Raw genomic sequence first — 16,933 nt, 5'->3', positions numbered from 1 at the left:
AATCAGGGATTAACTTTTGTCAATCCCTAACATTTATGATTTATAAATAATAATTTTATGAATATACTTTTAGGCAACAGTACAGGATATAGTACTTACTTTTTACAGCAGAAAATCGATAATTTTTTTTATTAAAATCATCATTATTTTTAGTAGTAACCTTTCTATTTAGAAATGTACAAAAAGCACTTTTAGAGTATTCTTCTTCTTCCCTGTCTTCAAATTCATCAAAGTCTATACTATCAATAAACGTTTGATCTTTATACTCAAGATCTGTATCACTATCAACACTGTGTATAGAAAAAGATTCGGTTACTAAATTGTTATAAGAAGTAGTATCTGCATTAGCTTTATTACCTAAAAAAAGTGCAGATATCAGAGTTATTAGTACTCTAAATGAATAATATTTAACAAAGGAAAGATTCATTATACCAACAAAAGTATCTATTTAGACTAATTGGTTATCTGTAGTGTAGTTGTTTTTAACACAAACTTTAACACCTCTTTCCTATATCATGATTTTTACAACAGGGTTCTATTACTTTTTTTTAATTAGTCTTAGAGTATATTCCATAACAGTATCTACATTGTTTAGATAATCATCTATAGATTGTGTAATAGTATAATCTGGCATAATACCACGATCAACAGGAAGTGTAGTTGCTGTGGTTACATAGGTGTTTCTGCTTACTGCATAAATGATACCCGTATTTGGTAACCTAAGTCTTTTTTGTCCACCTGTGCAGAATTGATTTGAGCCCAATTCTTCTCCAACCAGAGTTGCCAACTTTAAGTGTTTTACCAACGACATAAAATGCCCGGTGGTAGAACCACCATTTCCATCAATAGTAAAATATAAATTGTTTTTAAATCCATTTTCAAATGGTTTAACGGGCTCTAATTTTTCATTAAATTGAGAATTCGAAAAGTATACAAATGGTTTTTGAGCAAGATATTTAAGCAAATAGATACCGGCATCAGATGGTCCACCACCATTTCCTCTTACGTCAATTACTAAATTTTTAATCTTTTTTTGTTCCAGTTCTTTAAAACTAGTATCCATAAATGCTTTAAATTCTGGGAATTTACTTCCATAATAAGCAAAAGAACGTATTGTCATTATTGCAGATGTATTATCATTCATATACTGTAAACACAACTGCTCTTTGCACAAATATTCTGGGAGTTTTTGAAAATTATTTTGGTAGTTTTTGAGTTTTTTTAATTCAACTGGCTTAGATTTTCCTTTTATAGTCACTACATAAGATTTTGGAAAACCCAGTGCATAAGGAATGATCGATGTAGAATGTGAATTAATGAAGTTCTTTTTGTACGTTTCGATATTACCTTGTGATGAGATATGTTTATAGATTTCGTTTTTGATAGTTTCAAATTCAATTCCGTTAATTGAGGTAATTTCACTTTTAGGTACTACTATCTCTCTATTGATTAGCGGATCTGACACGTATAATTTGTCACTAATTAATTTTACTTCTATAGGAAAGCGTAAATCTATAGGCATCATCTTTCTTTCTTGATTAAAATACCCCATTGATGTATGACTACAACTAATATTTGCTATAATCTCACTACAATGCCAGATAAATTCACTAAAAGTTGTACGTTCTGTTATCAAGCTCTTTTTTACTTCTATTGCTTTCCAGAAATCATCTTTAGTAATGAATTTATAGGCATTAGGATTAACTTCTGTTAATCGGCGACCTAATTCGTCTAAGTCATTTTTATATTGTTTTATTGAATACACTTTATGAAATCTTGTAGAATCATATTCGGCATATTTAATTTTATTGATCCAATCTTCGGCATTTATATTTTTAGAATTTAGCTTAAGAGATTTTTCATAATTCTGAACTGCCAATTCTTTATTACCATCGGCATGATAAGCTTCTCCTAAACTATCATATGGATTTGAAGAATTTGGAAATTCTGCAACCAATAGTTCGAAAATCTTAATAGCATCCTTTATTTTGCCCTTATCTAGTAATTGATAGCCATAATTATTAAGCTCATTTTCATCATCAAAATTATAAGCTTTCGGGTTTTCTCTTTTAAGCCTGTGATAATGCGCTATGATTTCTTCAATACTTGTGGCAGAAATACTAGAAATCGTTTCTACAATTGATTTTTTAACCACAGTAGAATCATTATTTAGTAAAGCATCTGTTTTACTTTTTTCTTGAGAGATACAGCTTGTTAATAGGCATGTGCATATAAACACATTAAAAAGAATTTTGATTTGTTTTTTCATTATGTATTGATTGATAAATTCTTTTACAAAAAACAGAGTTTTGTTACAATTATTGGGTATGAAACTAGACTGTTTTGGTTTGAATTTATAAATATGAACTTAAAACTGTTCTTTGTATTTTGCCGGAGTCATACCTACAAGTTTTTTAAATACTGTGTAAAATGTTGATTTTGAATTAAATCCAGATTCATTTCCTATTGCATCTAATGTATATTTGGTATTTGACCTAATGATTAGCTTTGCTTCTTCAATTCTATATTCATTTACAAATGCCGGAAAGCTTTTTCCTAAATTATCATTCAGAAATTGCGAAAATTGGTGCGTAGATATATGAAGTATTTTTGCAATGTCTGAAGATTTTAAATTTGGATCTTTATACAACTTTTGCTCACTCATGAGGATATCTAATTTTTCTATCAGTATTTTTGCTGTCGTGTTGTCAATCTTTTTATCTGCATACTTTTTTTCATCTCCAAAAATTTGATTTTTCTGTTTCTTATTAAAAAGAAAATACAGGAAGAAAGAATAAAACAATACTGAAAAAGTGATAGATCCTATTACAAAATAAGAGTATTTCGTAAAGAAAAACATTAACCATAGGATTAATACAGCTAAAAGTAAAAATGCTAACCATAAATTAATAGGAAGGAGTTTCTCTTCTTTTTGAGATATGTTTTTCATTCTTTTGGCCAAATAATATCCCGAAACCAGAGTATAACATAACCACTGAATATTTATAGAAACCAAAATATATCTTTTCCAAAATATAGGATCACTTCTGAAAGGATATATAAAATGTATACCTATTGCTATACCTATCCAAAATGCAATATGATATTTCCAATACTTAATGTTTTTAGTATTTAATTTAAGTACGGATAGTACATATAAAAACAAAAAAGGGCCAATAAAAATAAAGGTAATAGGGCCAAATGCTGAGTAAGAATTTGGTGTAGCATCACTAAAAAAATAGATAAGAGACCGTAATGCGCGCTCACTTAAAAATAAGAGAAAGATTCCGAATAGTATATTTGAAAAATCTTTAGGTTTCTTTATAATTATAAAATAAAGACTTATCAGGAAGCTATTAAAAACCCCTAATGCACCAAAGAAAAATAAGATTTGAGAATATAAATTCATATTTAGATTAAAATATCAAATATATAAACTTGTATAAAAATGGTGTAGTAAAAACTGATTACAAATATAGAAGTAATCATTTAGGTATTTAGATTGCTTTTTGCTCGATTTTATACAATCTAGGTAAAAGTATTTTTACAATAAAAATTGTATTTATTTCTTTAACTTAAAAGCACTTCTTCTTATTCATTTAAAAATAAGCCTATTTGATGAATTATAGTTTTTATAATTATACAATTTCAATACATTAGCTGTGCAATAAATTATTATAATAATGGCAAAAAAATCAAGAGCTTATTGGAATAGATTGCTACATAGAGACTTAGCATATTTTTTTTTAGGTTTAATCATAGCTTTTTCTATCTCGGGAATCACGCTAAATCATCGACAGAGCTTTAGCTCAAGAGAATATACTGTAAAAGTTGAGCCTTTACAGTTAAAACTACCCAAAGATAAATCAAAAATAAATGAGGAGTATTTTAAAACTATAGCAACTACTATTTCTCAAAATAATTTTAAGACGTTTAGACTAAGAGGTGAGGAAGGTAGAATCTATTTTGAAGATGCTTTTGCCACGGTAAACTTATCGACAGGGAAAGGAACAATAGAGTATGTAAAACCAATTCCTGTGTTAAAACAAATGGCCATTTTACATCAAACCACAAATAAATGGTGGATTTGGTTTTCAGATATTTTTGGTATTGCAATGCTTATAATTGCAATTACGGGAATGTTTATTTCTAAAGGCAAATATAGTTTTAAGAAACGAGGGTGGATTCTAACAACCTTGGGATTATTGTTTCCTTTTATATTTCTATTTCTTATACGCTAAATAAAAAAAGCCAGTAAAAACATCTGTTTTACTGGCTTTTTTTATTTTTTAATCAAGATTTATTCTTTTATCTTTTCCAAATCCATCATAAACGCATAGTATAAAGCGGTACGTTTATAACGCTGAAAACGCCCAGATGCTCCACCATGACCTGTTTCCATATCACAATCCATGATCAACATATTATTATCTGTTTTTAACTCTCGTAGTTTAGCAATCCATTTTGCAGGTTCCCAATATTGTACCTGGCTATCCCAATAGCCTGTTGTGATCAATAGGTTTGGGTATGCTTTTGCTTCAACATTATCATAGGGAGAATATGACTTCATGTAATCATAATATTCTTTATTCTTAGGATTTCCCCATTCATCAAATTCAAATGTAGTTAATGGTATAGTTTCGTCCATCATAGTAGAGACTACATCAACAAAAGGTACAGCAGCCACAACACCATTCCATAATTCTGGTTTCATATTTATGATAGCTCCCATCAATAGACCACCGGCACTACCTCCTATTGCATACATATGTTCTGAACTTGTAAGTCCTTCATTAACCAGAAATTCTCCACAATCGATAAAATCAGTAAATGTATTCTTCTTTTTAAGAAGCTTACCATCCTCATACCAATGTCTTCCCATTTCTTGTCCTCCTCTAATATGCGCCATCGCATACACAAATCCTCGATCTAATAAGCTAAGCCTATCGGATCTAAAGCTTGGCTCAGAACTACTACCATATGAACCATAAGAATATAGTAATAAAGGTGTTTTACTACTTCTTTCAATTCCTTTTTTGTACACAATAGAAATTGGTATTTTTACACCATCTTTTGCAGTTGCATAGAGACGCTCTGATACATAATTATCTTTTGAGAAATTTGGATCTAATACCTCTTGTTCTTTTAAGATTTTCTGCTCTTTTGAATCCATATTATAGTCTATTGTACTATTAGGAGTTGTTAAAGAGGTATATCCATATCGTAAAATATTGGTATCAAAATCAAGATTAGTAGTTGGGTATGATAGATAAGCAGGATCGTTAAACTCAATATAATGATCATTATCACCATTCCATTTCATAACACGAATAGTACGTAATCCGTTAACGCGTTCTTGTAAAACTAGGTGTTCTTTAAAGAGTACAAAACTCTGTAGTAGAATATCTTCGCGATGCGGGATAACATCTACCCAGTTTTCTTTTGCAGTAGCTGTAATACGTGTTTTTACCAAACGAAAATTCTTAGCATCAAGATTTGTTCTTATATAAAAATGATCATCATAATGATCAACACCATATTCTAAATCTCTTTCTCTTGGTTGAATGATCTTCCATTCTGCATTAGGAGTATTGGCATCTAAATATCGATATTCTGTCGATAAGGTCTGACTACTACCAATCATAAGGTATTTATCTGATCTGGATTTAAATATAAAACAGCTAAAAGTCTCATCCTTTTCATGAAAAACTAACTCATCCTTAGATTGATCTGTTCCTAATACATGCTTATATATCTTATCTTGTCTAAGTGTTATAGGATCTTTAGAAGCATAAAAAACAGTTTTGTTATCATTTGCCCATACGGCTCCTCCTCCTGTATTTTTAAGTTCATCTGATAGCATTTCTCCTGACTCCAGGTTTTTAAAATAAACTACATAACGACGTCGGGAAACAGTATCTACACTGTAGGCCAAAAGTTCATTATCTGGACTTACAGATCGACCTCCTATAGCAAAATAAGCATGAGCTTTTGCAAGTTCTGGCCCGTTAAGCATGATATCTTCTTTATCATTGTCATCTAATTTCTTACGACAATATAAAGCGTAATCCATACCTTTTTCATAGCGAGTATAATAGGAATAACCATTGTCATTATAAGGAACAGAAGAATCATCTTTTTTAATACGTCCTACAATCTCATCGTATAATTTTTTCTGCAAACCTTCTGTATGTTTCATTGCCTCATCCTTATAATCGTTTTCGGCATTAAGATAATCCAGCACATCTTGCGTTTGAGCATCAGGTGTTTCGGCGTTTTTTTGCTTATCACTTAGACGCATCCAGAAATAATTATCGATACGTGTATCTCCATGTGCTTTTAACTCTTCGGCAATTTTTTTGGCGACAGGAGCTTCAATGGATTGATAAGGTTCTAAATCAGGTTTTTTTTCTGTATTACATGCCATAAAGAACATCGTAAAAATTAGAAGTGAATAGATGAATTTAGTTTTCATAAAGTATTTAAAATTAGTTTTTAATAAGCCTCTTTTTAAATCATTGCCACAATTTAAATTATAAAATATAAAAAATGTAATAAAAAAAATATAATTCTTAGTTTTTGGACTTGCTATATTATTCTATAATAATAGACCTTAAGCATATTACGATTCTATTTTACACGGTAAGTGTGGTTAAGGAGTATGTATAGAAACTTATGATTATATGTCCTGAATAGCCTTAAGCAAAGCTTCTAAGATTACATTTTCTTCTATTGTAGAACTTGGTGAAATTGTACGATTAAGATTTAATTGTCCTTCAGATGCTATTAACGTATTACTTTTAATAATAGTAGATATAATTATAGAAACCTCTTGTAGCTCGCTATTCGATATACTTTTTTGGGTTTCTTGTGATACTAAAACAGCTTGTTTAAATTGATTAAAGTAATACACAACCTTTGAAGCAGATAAGTAGGTTTCATTTTCTTCAATTTTAAATTGTATGGTTTTATAATCCTGACGACTCTGAATGCCAGAAATTACAGAATCGATTGTTTGAATTAACTGATGAGCAGTATTCATATAGGTTTTCTTCTGTTTTTTATTAAAAACAACGATTATTTGAGATTTGTTATAGGTTATCTTGTGATTATTCTTTCATTGTAACTTTGCCTCCAAAATTCACTCCCCAATTGATTCCGAATACTGTAACCAAATTATCATCTACCGGGAAATCTTTTCCAAAACCACCTATCAATGTGATGTCTTTTGAAAGTATATATTTTAAAGTTCCTACAGAACGCTCACTATTGATACTTCCATCACGAGAAATATATTCATATGCCAGCGAAAATCGATCTATTTCAAGTTCTACTTTTGCTCCCAGATCCCGATAAAATGTTTTGAAAAACTGGTCGTTATCGCCAATATTAAACTCATCTTCAATATATCTGGCAGTTACCAATACATTAAGGTAGTTATTTCGTTCACTATCCGACCCTTCATTTAGAATCAAACTTCCTTGTCCTGTTATCCAACTCCCAAGACGATTAGCTGTACCAGAATCTATCTTATCTCCTTTAAACAATGCACTATATCCAATAGCTCCATCTACACTTACATAGGGTTTGGTGGTTTTTTTAAACTCTTTTAATTGCGGGCTTATTTTCTCTTTTTCTTTTTTATAATGCTCAATAATAGCTTTCTCTGCTATTGCTCGTTTTACAGGGTCGTCTCCACTAGCATCTGTTAATACACTAACAGGAGGGCTATCAAGGTTTTTAAGAATATTACCTACTTTTTTTGCTTCGTTATATATTTTATCTTTATCATAAAAACGTAACAAAGTTGTTCGTAATCCTATAGAATAGGTTTTTCTTTTACCTTCAATGCCTTCGAATTCTTTATCAACATAAGCAGCAGATAATGTTGTCGTATTTAATCCTCTAAATGGCTTCTGTTTAATCTCTCCCGTGGTCTTGTCCTCTTCTATACCGATATATTTATAGTATGTTCTGTCCTTACTCTTTCGGTTAATAAAAAAGTAAGGAGCTACTTCTATCGAAAAACTTTCCCCAAAATTATTGAATACGTGTAGTGCTAATGCTTTCAGGTTAGTAGGTGTATAAATTTCTGTTGGGGACTCTCCTACTAATAAAAAAGCTGGAGAACTGGGATTGCTCATTGTAAAATCGCTTAGATTTTGGTCAGTTTTACCCTCCTGTGCCGAACCAAAATATGAGAGGTGTGCTAAGATGACAATAGATAAGATAGATTTGTAATTCATCGTCCTAATTTTTAATTAATTCAATAACATCAAAAACAATGAAAAATTCATCATCAATTTTTAGTTTTTTGCCCTCATAACTTTGTTCATTTTCATCATCTTTTAGATTGATTTTATAAACAGTGTTTTCCAGAATTGGATCAATGTTTTCATCGGTTACAAAACAGTTCGTTACTACATTAAGTTTTTTATTTACAATATCACTACTATTACCTAGATTAGCAGAAAAGTTATATGTGCTGCTTTTTTTTATGATTTTACTATCTAGTTTAACATTAGTACCTACTAAAGCCTCTGTACTAATTTTTACATTAAGTTTGACCTCAGAATTAGTACTCATTTTAAATGTTTTCATGGTTATATATTTATATTTTGTAGTTGGTTACTAATTCTATAAGCCATCTTCAACTTATTAGATCAAAAATACCAATAAAAAGGTACTTTTGATCTCTGATAGGGTATATTTATAAACGAAAGATATATAATCATTTTACTTTTTTACGAAAAAAAAGAATCTCGACCCACTTTTCCATAGTTAATACCAGGTAATAAAGTGAAATGGTTAGTGTCATCAATATAAAAAAGATCACGAAAACCCATTTCAGCCTAACAAACCAATAAAAAACAGAAAATATACTGAATGCATTTTTGCTTGTATCACTACCTATCAAATCCACTAAATATAAACCACATAAATTTTCTACAATATCAAATACCCCAGGGATAAAACAAATAATAAAAAACCAAGGTCTAAGTTTTAAACTTAAGGTACTTTCAAAGACCCGAAGTGAGTAATAGAAGAGAAATGAATAGGCTATAATAAAAACAAAATCGTAATAGGTATTATTCTTAAAATACACTGGGTTTTTAACTAAATCATTAAATTCTGATAGGCTATTAGAAAATTCTATCTTAATAAGATGCTCTACCTGTATGGACGGAATATATGCGAACAGAACACCTAATATCACAACTAGTAGGACATTAATTCTCCAGAGATTGCTATAAAAATTTAGCTTTTTCATTACTTCAGGTTTTTAATTTTTTCTTCACGTATATCTTTATAGGTTGTCCAGTCAAACTGTTCAATTTGTCTGATCGCGGCATCAACACCTTTATTAAAGAGTTTTGCTTTTTCTAAATCATCCATCCAAAAGTCTAACCAATTATGATCTTTTGTATCTACGGTTACTACCCTTTTCTCAATTTCTTTATTATTGAATAAAAAATCATTGTCATAAAAATTTCTGAATGTACTTATGAAAGATGTGATATATCCTATCAATGTAATTTCTTCTAGTTTTTTTACACTCTTCGATGGGTTTTTATTTTCTTTTTGATCACCTACTACCCTTTCACTAAGGAGAACACCAAACGTTGGAAATCTTGGTACAACATTATCCTTTCTATGAAATTCCCGAATAGGAAAATTAGAGAGCATTCCTCCATCTACAAACCTTGCATTAAGTTTTACTGAATTTTCCGCTTTCATTTCATTTTTGTAGTGCTCTGTACCAGGAATGAAATTTTTATAAATAAAAGGAATTGACATTGTCGCCCTTAAAAATGCTGCTGGTTTTATATTCCCCGGGGTAGTCCAATAATCATCTGCTCTCTCAGGGAATTTCACAATACGATTATGTGTTAAATTAGAGGTAATTAGTACTAATCGTGGTTTGTCCCCTTTTTTTGCGTTAACCAATTGTACCAGATCCATCCTTTTTGTAAGGTCATTTTTGGTTTCTATTTGTATTGACATTAGTAGATTCTCTGCCCAACTATAGAACCTTTCTCCGGTATTAATACCAAAATCCTTATCTAATATTTTCACAAAAAGGATATAAATAAATACTAGAAGTGCAACTACATTTAAAGTCCCTATTATAAAATCAAAAAGTCGAAGTTCTGTTCCCGAAATTCCATTTGTAATATTAAAAACAATGCCGAAAAGCCCATATATACCAACGAGAAACCCAATGGAAAAAATCCCTAAAAAAAGTTTTAAAATGATAGACTTATAGTTTCTGAGTAATTTTTGCTGTAACCACCCAATTATTCCATTTTTTTCCATGAACTTACTAAAATTTGTATTTGCAATGATATGAGTAAGTATTTCAGATTTAGTAGCTTGATGTGATTTATCGTTATATTGAAATTTTGAATCTTCAGCATATATAGTATTAGGAATGGACGCTAGAAATAAGGCATTGATTGCCCCAGCACTTGTTCCCCCATGACTATAAAACCGGATACCTATCTTTTCCATAATATAGGTATACCCTAATAATGCAATTCCGTACATTCCGCCTCCTTGTTGAACCAAATCGACAACAGGTCTTTCTATAGATTCTCCTGCATAGTTCTCATTAACTGTAGCATCAGATATAAGTTCTTTTTTTATAAGACCATCAGTAGTAAACTTGTTCTTTAAATTACGTTGTGGATCATTAATTGATTTCTCTAAAATCTCATTTGCAGTAGTAAAAAAACGAGTTGTTTTTTTTATATTCTCCTCACTATGTATTGACACTCTCGAGGTAGTAGAAAAGCCCTCAATAATTTGTTCTTGTATATTCATTTTAGAAATTACTTTTTATTACTATTAGCTATAATAGGAACTTAACTGATCTGGTTAACTAATGAATGAAACTATGATTAACCATCTCATCTATAATGACTTAATTACTGTTAGTTAGTACAAAATCGGGGTGATATTATGCGACGATTGAAGTATTTAAATTTAATAAAAATATACTTCTAAAAAAAGAGGTGAATCCCCCTATTTTTTAGAAGTATTTATATACAAATCGAAATAAAATAAATATAGTGAGTATTTTTATGATAAAAGGAGAATGATTTGACCTGAACACTCCTAAAAACAAGGTAAGGCATAACCAAAAATTACTCTTAAAATGAAAAACTCATTTAAAAACCTGTTTATTTTAAGCTTCTTTTTCGTCCTTTTATTGGCATGTACAAAAGATAGTTTACCAGAAAATGAAAATTTAGTAGAGAATGTAAATGATTCAGTATTTAAAACCATAGTGAATTTAGGGTTTCCCGAAAATGTTATTGAAGATTACGGAAGTTATTATTTGGTAGATAGAGATATTGTTTTTTACAAAAACAAAAAATACCATTCTCCAGTAATAGACCCTGTAACTAAACAAAGACGACATCCCAATTCTGTAACAATTAGCAATGTTAATGTCTATATAAATCCCGGAATGAATTTGGCCTGGAGAAATGCATCTACTGTTGCTATTAACCGTTGGAATGCAGTTAACTCTAGCCTAAATTTAAATATCACATCATCTACAGCTAATGCACATATTCGAATTATGTATGATTCGCAAGATCCAAGTGTTACTTTGGCTAACAATGTTTTTGGAAGAGGAGAATTTCCTACAGCTAATGGCTTGCCGGGCGTAAGAATATGGATAAACCCAGATTTTGCATCTAATACATTTTGTGGCGGACCTATTACTCAAAATATGAGAATTTCTAATGTTCAACATGAATTAGGGCATAATTTAGGAATTACTCATACCAATCAAGGTTTTGGAAGTTTGATTCCAGGAACACCAGGAACAGATGCACAATCTGTTATGAATGGAGGGCAAGCCTGTACTATAAATAATTTTAGCGCAGGTGATATTACAGCTATAGAATACCTGTATCCAGTTGCTTGGGTAGGACTACCAAAAGCATATACCCGATTCCCTGATCCAACAATATGTACAAATGTTTTTGTTCAGCAAGATTCATATATACTTCCCGTATCTCCCGGGGCAGATACCTATGAACTTACTTCGAACTCCCCCAATCTTTATGTAGATACTAATGTTAGTCCCGGACACATCATAACCATGATTACTAATCATACCGGTAATTATACAATTACACTCAAGACCACCAATCAATATGGTAGTAGTTATGCAACTATATATGTTACTGCTATACAATGTAATGGCGGTGGCGGAATAGGGTTTTAATTCACTAGTATGAAATTCTAAAAAGACCAATCTCTACAATCATATAGTTGTAGAGATTGGTTTTAATTAATAGTAATTGGCTTGATTATGAAGCTACCTTGTTACTTACTATTGATAAGTGTTTGCAGATTGTCTTCAATTTTTCTATCGATTAGTTTATTTAGCGGGTCAATACCTGCTTTGATCGGTTTTTGATCCACAATAATTTCTAATTGCATTACCTGATCGGTAATTTTGTGTTTCTCTAAATAAATTAACTCTTCTCCTCCATCAGGTCCTTCTCCATATACGCCAATATCAATCCAATCCTGTACAGGTACTGATTTTTCTATTCCTGCACTATCAATACGATATTTTGTAACGTCTAATACCAGATTTACTTTAAATGTATTTTTAGAAAGCTCTTCATACACTCCTTTGGTAGCCTTATTTTCATATAATGTCACTGTTTCAAATAAATCAGTAATAATATACTGTAGATTATCAGGTGTAACTTCCCTAAAATAACCTAATAAATCTATTGTAGTAGGATATCTTTCTGTCTTTGTCTTTAACAGGCCATCATAACTATTCCAGTCTCTGATAAATCGTTTTAAAGCAAGGTTAACCATCTTTTCTCCAATATAGTCCTGTAAGGCGTAAAGGTTCACTAGTCCTTTGCCATAATGTATGTATTTTTGTCCAGATTCTACCAATGACAGAGGCATCTCACCTATTTGTCCCCCAGCTCTTCCTGTTAGGTAACGATTCATTTGTGTTTTAATAAACTGCCGTACTTTTTCTTCGGGATATGCTTCTTTAAGCACCATGATGGCAGAGTATTGAGCCAAAGCTTCAGAAATCATTCCTCTACCCTGTACAGAGGCAGGATTTACCTGGTGCCCCCACCATTGGTGTGCCAGCTCGTGAGCAGTTATATAGAAAGCCATGTCTACATCATGTTCATCATCAATATCCATCAGGAACCCTATACCTTCAGAAAAGGGTACTGTATTTGGAAATGATTGAGCAAAAGTCTGATATCGAGGAAACTCTAATATTCGCATTTGCTTGTATTGATAAGGCCCGAAATGGGTACTAAAATAATCAAAAGACGTTTTCATTCCTTTCATCATTCTATCTAGATTATATTCATGCCCTTTGTGATAATAAATTTCTAAGTCAACAGAACTACCCAGGCTATCATGTATAGGCACCCACTTATCCTTCAACACTTCATACTTTGCTGAAACAATAGAATAGAAATTAGACATGGGTTTATCCATCTTATAATGATAATAGTTACGATTGCCTTCTTTCCATTTCTTTTGTAAATAACCAGGAGCAATAGCGATTTGACTACTATCAGTACCTATAATCATTTCAAAATTAATTTCTTCTCCATCTCCTTTTGATCTACCTTGTTTAATTGCTTGCGGATCATTTATTTTGGCTCTTCTATTTCTAGGTTTCAAATCATACTCCTCACGCTCATTATCATCATGTAATTCGAGGTTTCTATTGTATCCTAGTGTTGGAAAATGGAAATTATCGAAGAACGTTCCATTATAAACAATTTTGGTATTTGATTTTTCAACAAAACCATTTGTGGTAAATGTTTGCTTAAACTCCATTTTAACAGAATCTCCCGGTTTCAGAGCTGTATTTAATCTATAGACATAATAACTATACTCTTCATTATCATTATTTACTGTAGCTCCATTTTCAAATTTGATATATTCAATTGCTACCTGATAATTTGGTAATTTTTGAATATGAACCTCATTAATAGCTATATTATGCGTATTCGTTAGCACATAGTACCCTTCGACCGAATAGTCTCTATCATATGGAAAAAGATCTACTTTTAAGTTTACATCTACAATTTTTGGTTGTGGCAAATACTCAAAATGTTTGAGTTTTTTCTCATAATTTGCTCTATACGTACTCTCTTCCTTCGGAAATGAATATTCATTAAGAATGTTAGTATTGTAAAAAATATAGCTACCTAATGATATAAAGATTAAGATAGTAACAGTACCTAGCTTTATCAAAGGCTTGGTCAATCGTTGTTTACTTAGTTTCCAACGCTTTTTTATATGTGTTTCTGTACCTCTTACAGAAAATATAGTGGTAATGATAAATAGAATAATAGAAAACAAAATCCAATATATTTTGAAACTCATGTATGGCCATAGAAAATGCCCATAACCATTCATATCTGAATATGTTCCTAAATCTCCTCCACCAAAAGTGTATAATCCATGATCTAACTCTAATACTTCTAGCAAAATAAATGCAACAAAGAAGAAGATTACAACCATAATATGGCCTAAGAATTTATGATTCGTCAGAACCTGGAAAAAAAAGGAAATAAATGTTAAAAGGATAAGAAATGGAAAGATTTCAATAAAAAAACCATAGAAATATACATCCAATTCATAGTGGTAATACCCACTTAATGTTTGGAAAATTACTCCTGCCAATATTAAAGTTGACATTAATACTATATATATAAGTATAAGCCCAACAAACTTACCTGCCAAATTGATGAAATCAGACATGGGTATGGCATCGTAGATACCATTCAATTTTGTATCTCTTTCTTTCCATACAAGTTCGCCAGAATAAAACAAAAGAATCATTAAGAAGAAATAGATAGACATCTCCTGAAGCTCTTCTACTATAATATATGTAGCAGGATAACTATTAACACCATAAGAGGTATCTAAACTGATAGAGTTGATAAATATGATACTCATCCCACAAAGAACAATGGCCCAGAATGAAGTTTCTTTAAGAATTGATTTGAAATTAAATAAGACGTGCTTCCAGAATTGAAAAATAGTAGCTTTAATATCAAAATATAAATTAGCCTTTGGAACTTGACTATCCAAATGGTGTACAGTAGACTTGTTTTCTTCTTCGGAAATAGCTATTAGTTTCTTTTTTGAGGCTTTGCCTCTAACCAAATTGAAATTAAACTTATAATACCCTATTATCAATGTAATTATCCCTACTCCTATCCATAACAACCTGTTGTATAGTAGTACTCCTTCTATAGGAAGCATTAATATACCTCGTTCTGCTTTGGTCCAGAATTGAGTTAATACACTAATAGTTTGAAAAGAAAAGGGGTCCAGTAGAGCAGCAAAAAAACGATTATCCGGGTTCTTTAATAATGTAAGGGTTACTATATATGCCATTAGTAAAAACACTCCCTGAATGTATACAAACATTAATTTTCGGCTTAAAGCACCTCCCACATAGAAAACTGCCCCGCAAAAAAATATATTGGGTATAACCAGATACAGGAAAGGTTGTAAGTAATGCCAGAAATTAAAAGGTAACATAACGTCTGCATCACGCCACGGCATAAATTCACCTAGCATAAGCCCAAAAAGCAAGCCACAGAAAATAAAAAGTAATATGATGAATGATCCTATAAAACGTCCAATTAGATAATCCCTTTTTTTAATGGGATTTATAAACATTAGAGATTCCATATTATGATCAAAATCTCTTAAAGCAGCTACTCCCATGATCATAGAAGTAATCATAGTAAAAAAAGCAGAAACAATTGCCATTATTCTAGCTATATCCTGAGGAGAATTTGTTCCTAAGGCGCCAGAGTTTCTATCCATAAGAACATCTGCCGCTACTATAGAAAATAAAAATACAATTGCAAAGTATATATAGGTATCAGGGCGTTTGGCTCTGTACTTAATTTCGAATTTTAGTATTTCGTACCACATAATATTAGTTGAGATTAGATTGAAATGAAAATATTAGTTAGACCTGTTTAGAGTAATGGCAATGCATTCTGATGTTGATCTCTACCAAAAATTTGTGAGAAATACACATCTTCTAAATCTGCCTGAATCGGTATAAATCCATCTCCCGGATCGTTTTCACTAAGAACATGAATGACAGGCTTACCAAGTAGGAATTTTTCTGCGATCACCACATGATGTTGTTTATAGTGCTCTAATTCATTTTTCTTAATTGTTTTTTTATATACCTTATCTTTCAATTGCTCGATAGCTTTAACCGGATTTCCTTTCAGAAGTACTTCTCCCCGATTAACAATAGCCATATTGGTACACAATTCTTTAACATCATCAACAATATGGGTAGAAAGGATGACTACAGTATTTTCACCAAGTTCACTTAGCAAATTATAGAATCGGTTTCGTTCTGCAGGATCTAGACCGGCGGTTGGTTCGTCTACGATAATGAGTTCTGGATTAGAAAGTAGCGCTTGTGCTATACCAAAACGTTGCTTCATTCCGCCAGAATAACCTCCCATATTTTTTTTCCTGTGATCGTACAGATTTGTTTTATGTAAAAGGGCCTTAACAACTTCTTTTCTTTCTTTAGTATTTGTCAATCCTTTAAGTACCGCCAAATGATTCAATAATACTTCTGCAGATACTTTAGGATATACTCCAAACTCTTGTGGTAAGTATCCCAAAATTTTTCGTACTTCATTTTTTTGAGTTAAGACATCCAGGTCTCCAAATGTGATTGTACCTTCATCTGCTTCCTGAAGCGTAGCAATAGTTCGCATTAGTGTAGATTTTCCAGCTCCGTTAGGTCCTAATAATCCAAACATTCCTGTTCCTATTTCAAGATTTAGATTGTTAATCGCCTTCACTCCGTTTTTATATGTCTTTGTTAAGTTTTTAATGACTAATTCCATAATTGTTCGTT

The 16,933-nt window shown here is 31.3% G+C and carries 12 protein-coding genes; 2 read left to right on the top strand and 10 right to left on the bottom strand.

Annotation, left to right across the window (positions count from 1 at the left end):
* Positions 1-55 precede the first annotated feature (55 nt).
* From Z054_RS0111330 to Z054_RS0111320, 3 genes are all read right to left on the bottom strand, one after another.
* The gene (locus Z054_RS0111330; protein WP_024770184.1) at positions 56-427 is read right to left on the bottom strand and encodes a hypothetical protein; all 372 of its coding nucleotides are present in this window, start codon (positions 425-427) and stop codon (positions 56-58) included.
* Positions 428-538: 111 nt separating this feature from the next.
* Complete coding sequence (locus Z054_RS0111325) at positions 539-2,269, bottom strand: S41 family peptidase (protein WP_024770183.1); 1,731 nt, start codon at positions 2,267-2,269, stop codon at positions 539-541.
* 99 nt (positions 2,270-2,368) lie between these two features.
* On the bottom strand, positions 2,369-3,409 hold the full coding sequence (locus Z054_RS0111320) for a helix-turn-helix domain-containing protein (protein WP_024770182.1): 1,041 nt from the start codon (positions 3,407-3,409) through the stop codon (positions 2,369-2,371).
* A 274-nt stretch (positions 3,410-3,683) separates the two neighbouring features.
* Here Z054_RS0111320 and Z054_RS0111315 point away from each other — a divergent pair, with 274 nt between their 5' ends.
* The gene (locus Z054_RS0111315) at positions 3,684-4,241 is read left to right on the top strand and encodes a PepSY-associated TM helix domain-containing protein (protein ID WP_024770181.1); all 558 of its coding nucleotides are present in this window, start codon (positions 3,684-3,686) and stop codon (positions 4,239-4,241) included.
* 59 nt (positions 4,242-4,300) lie between these two features.
* Here the strand turns inward: Z054_RS0111315 and Z054_RS0111310 are convergent, their stop codons facing one another.
* From Z054_RS0111310 to Z054_RS0111285, 5 genes are all read right to left on the bottom strand, one after another.
* A complete protein-coding gene (locus tag Z054_RS0111310) occupies positions 4,301-6,475 on the bottom strand; it encodes a S9 family peptidase (protein WP_084050276.1) in 2,175 nt (724 codons plus the stop codon).
* Positions 6,476-6,679: 204 nt separating this feature from the next.
* Positions 6,680-7,042 carry a hypothetical protein gene (locus Z054_RS0111305; RefSeq protein ID WP_024770179.1) on the bottom strand — a complete coding sequence of 121 codons (363 nt, stop codon included), beginning with the start codon at positions 7,040-7,042 and terminating at the stop codon, positions 6,680-6,682.
* 67 nt (positions 7,043-7,109) lie between these two features.
* Positions 7,110-8,246, bottom strand: a complete 1,137-nt coding sequence (locus Z054_RS0111300) for a hypothetical protein (protein ID WP_024770178.1) — start codon at positions 8,244-8,246, stop codon at positions 7,110-7,112.
* A 4-nt stretch (positions 8,247-8,250) separates the two neighbouring features.
* The gene (locus Z054_RS0111295) at positions 8,251-8,601 is read right to left on the bottom strand and encodes a hypothetical protein (RefSeq protein WP_024770177.1); all 351 of its coding nucleotides are present in this window, start codon (positions 8,599-8,601) and stop codon (positions 8,251-8,253) included.
* 669 nt (positions 8,602-9,270) lie between these two features.
* A complete protein-coding gene (locus Z054_RS0111285) occupies positions 9,271-10,824 on the bottom strand; it encodes a patatin-like phospholipase family protein (RefSeq protein ID WP_024770175.1) in 1,554 nt (517 codons plus the stop codon).
* Positions 10,825-11,158: 334 nt separating this feature from the next.
* Here Z054_RS0111285 and Z054_RS30145 point away from each other — a divergent pair, with 334 nt between their 5' ends.
* A complete protein-coding gene (locus tag Z054_RS30145) occupies positions 11,159-12,241 on the top strand; it encodes a zinc metalloprotease (protein WP_084050272.1) in 1,083 nt (360 codons plus the stop codon).
* A 101-nt stretch (positions 12,242-12,342) separates the two neighbouring features.
* Here Z054_RS30145 and Z054_RS0111275 read toward each other — a convergent pair whose 3' ends face one another.
* Positions 12,343-15,975, bottom strand: a complete 3,633-nt coding sequence (locus Z054_RS0111275) for an ABC transporter permease/M1 family aminopeptidase (protein ID WP_024770173.1) — start codon at positions 15,973-15,975, stop codon at positions 12,343-12,345.
* Between the two features lie 47 nt (positions 15,976-16,022).
* On the bottom strand, positions 16,023-16,922 hold the full coding sequence (locus Z054_RS0111270) for an ABC transporter ATP-binding protein (protein WP_024770172.1): 900 nt from the start codon (positions 16,920-16,922) through the stop codon (positions 16,023-16,025).
* Positions 16,923-16,933: the final 11 nt, after the last annotated feature.

Origin of the sequence: Aquimarina macrocephali JAMB N27 (assembly GCF_000520995.1) — a bacterium.
GTDB classification, from domain to species: Bacteria; Bacteroidota; Bacteroidia; order Flavobacteriales; family Flavobacteriaceae; genus Aquimarina; species Aquimarina macrocephali.
The sequence above is the reverse complement of the archived record's forward strand: the minus strand, read 5'-3'. Positions and strand labels throughout refer to the sequence as shown.

Excerpts from the sequence above, each read along its gene's own strand:
- Z054_RS0111330 (WP_024770184.1), bottom strand. The coding sequence starts at position 427 with ATGAATCTTTCCTTTGTTAAATATTATTCATTTAGAGTACTAATAACT.
- Z054_RS0111325 (WP_024770183.1), bottom strand. The coding sequence starts at position 2,269 with ATGAAAAAACAAATCAAAATTCTTTTTAATGTGTTTATATGCACATGC.
- Z054_RS0111320 (WP_024770182.1), bottom strand. The coding sequence starts at position 3,409 with ATGAATTTATATTCTCAAATCTTATTTTTCTTTGGTGCATTAGGGGTT.
- Z054_RS0111315 (WP_024770181.1), top strand. The coding sequence starts at position 3,684 with ATGGCAAAAAAATCAAGAGCTTATTGGAATAGATTGCTACATAGAGAC.
- Z054_RS0111310 (WP_084050276.1), bottom strand. The coding sequence starts at position 6,475 with ATGAAAACTAAATTCATCTATTCACTTCTAATTTTTACGATGTTCTTT.
- Z054_RS0111305 (WP_024770179.1), bottom strand. The coding sequence starts at position 7,042 with ATGAATACTGCTCATCAGTTAATTCAAACAATCGATTCTGTAATTTCT.
- Z054_RS0111300 (WP_024770178.1), bottom strand. The coding sequence starts at position 8,246 with ATGAATTACAAATCTATCTTATCTATTGTCATCTTAGCACACCTCTCA.
- Z054_RS0111295 (WP_024770177.1), bottom strand. The coding sequence starts at position 8,601 with ATGAAAACATTTAAAATGAGTACTAATTCTGAGGTCAAACTTAATGTA.
- Z054_RS0111285 (WP_024770175.1), bottom strand. The coding sequence starts at position 10,824 with ATGAATATACAAGAACAAATTATTGAGGGCTTTTCTACTACCTCGAGA.
- Z054_RS30145 (WP_084050272.1), top strand. The coding sequence starts at position 11,159 with ATGAAAAACTCATTTAAAAACCTGTTTATTTTAAGCTTCTTTTTCGTC.
- Z054_RS0111275 (WP_024770173.1), bottom strand. The coding sequence starts at position 15,975 with ATGTGGTACGAAATACTAAAATTCGAAATTAAGTACAGAGCCAAACGC.
- Z054_RS0111270 (WP_024770172.1), bottom strand. The coding sequence starts at position 16,922 with ATGGAATTAGTCATTAAAAACTTAACAAAGACATATAAAAACGGAGTG.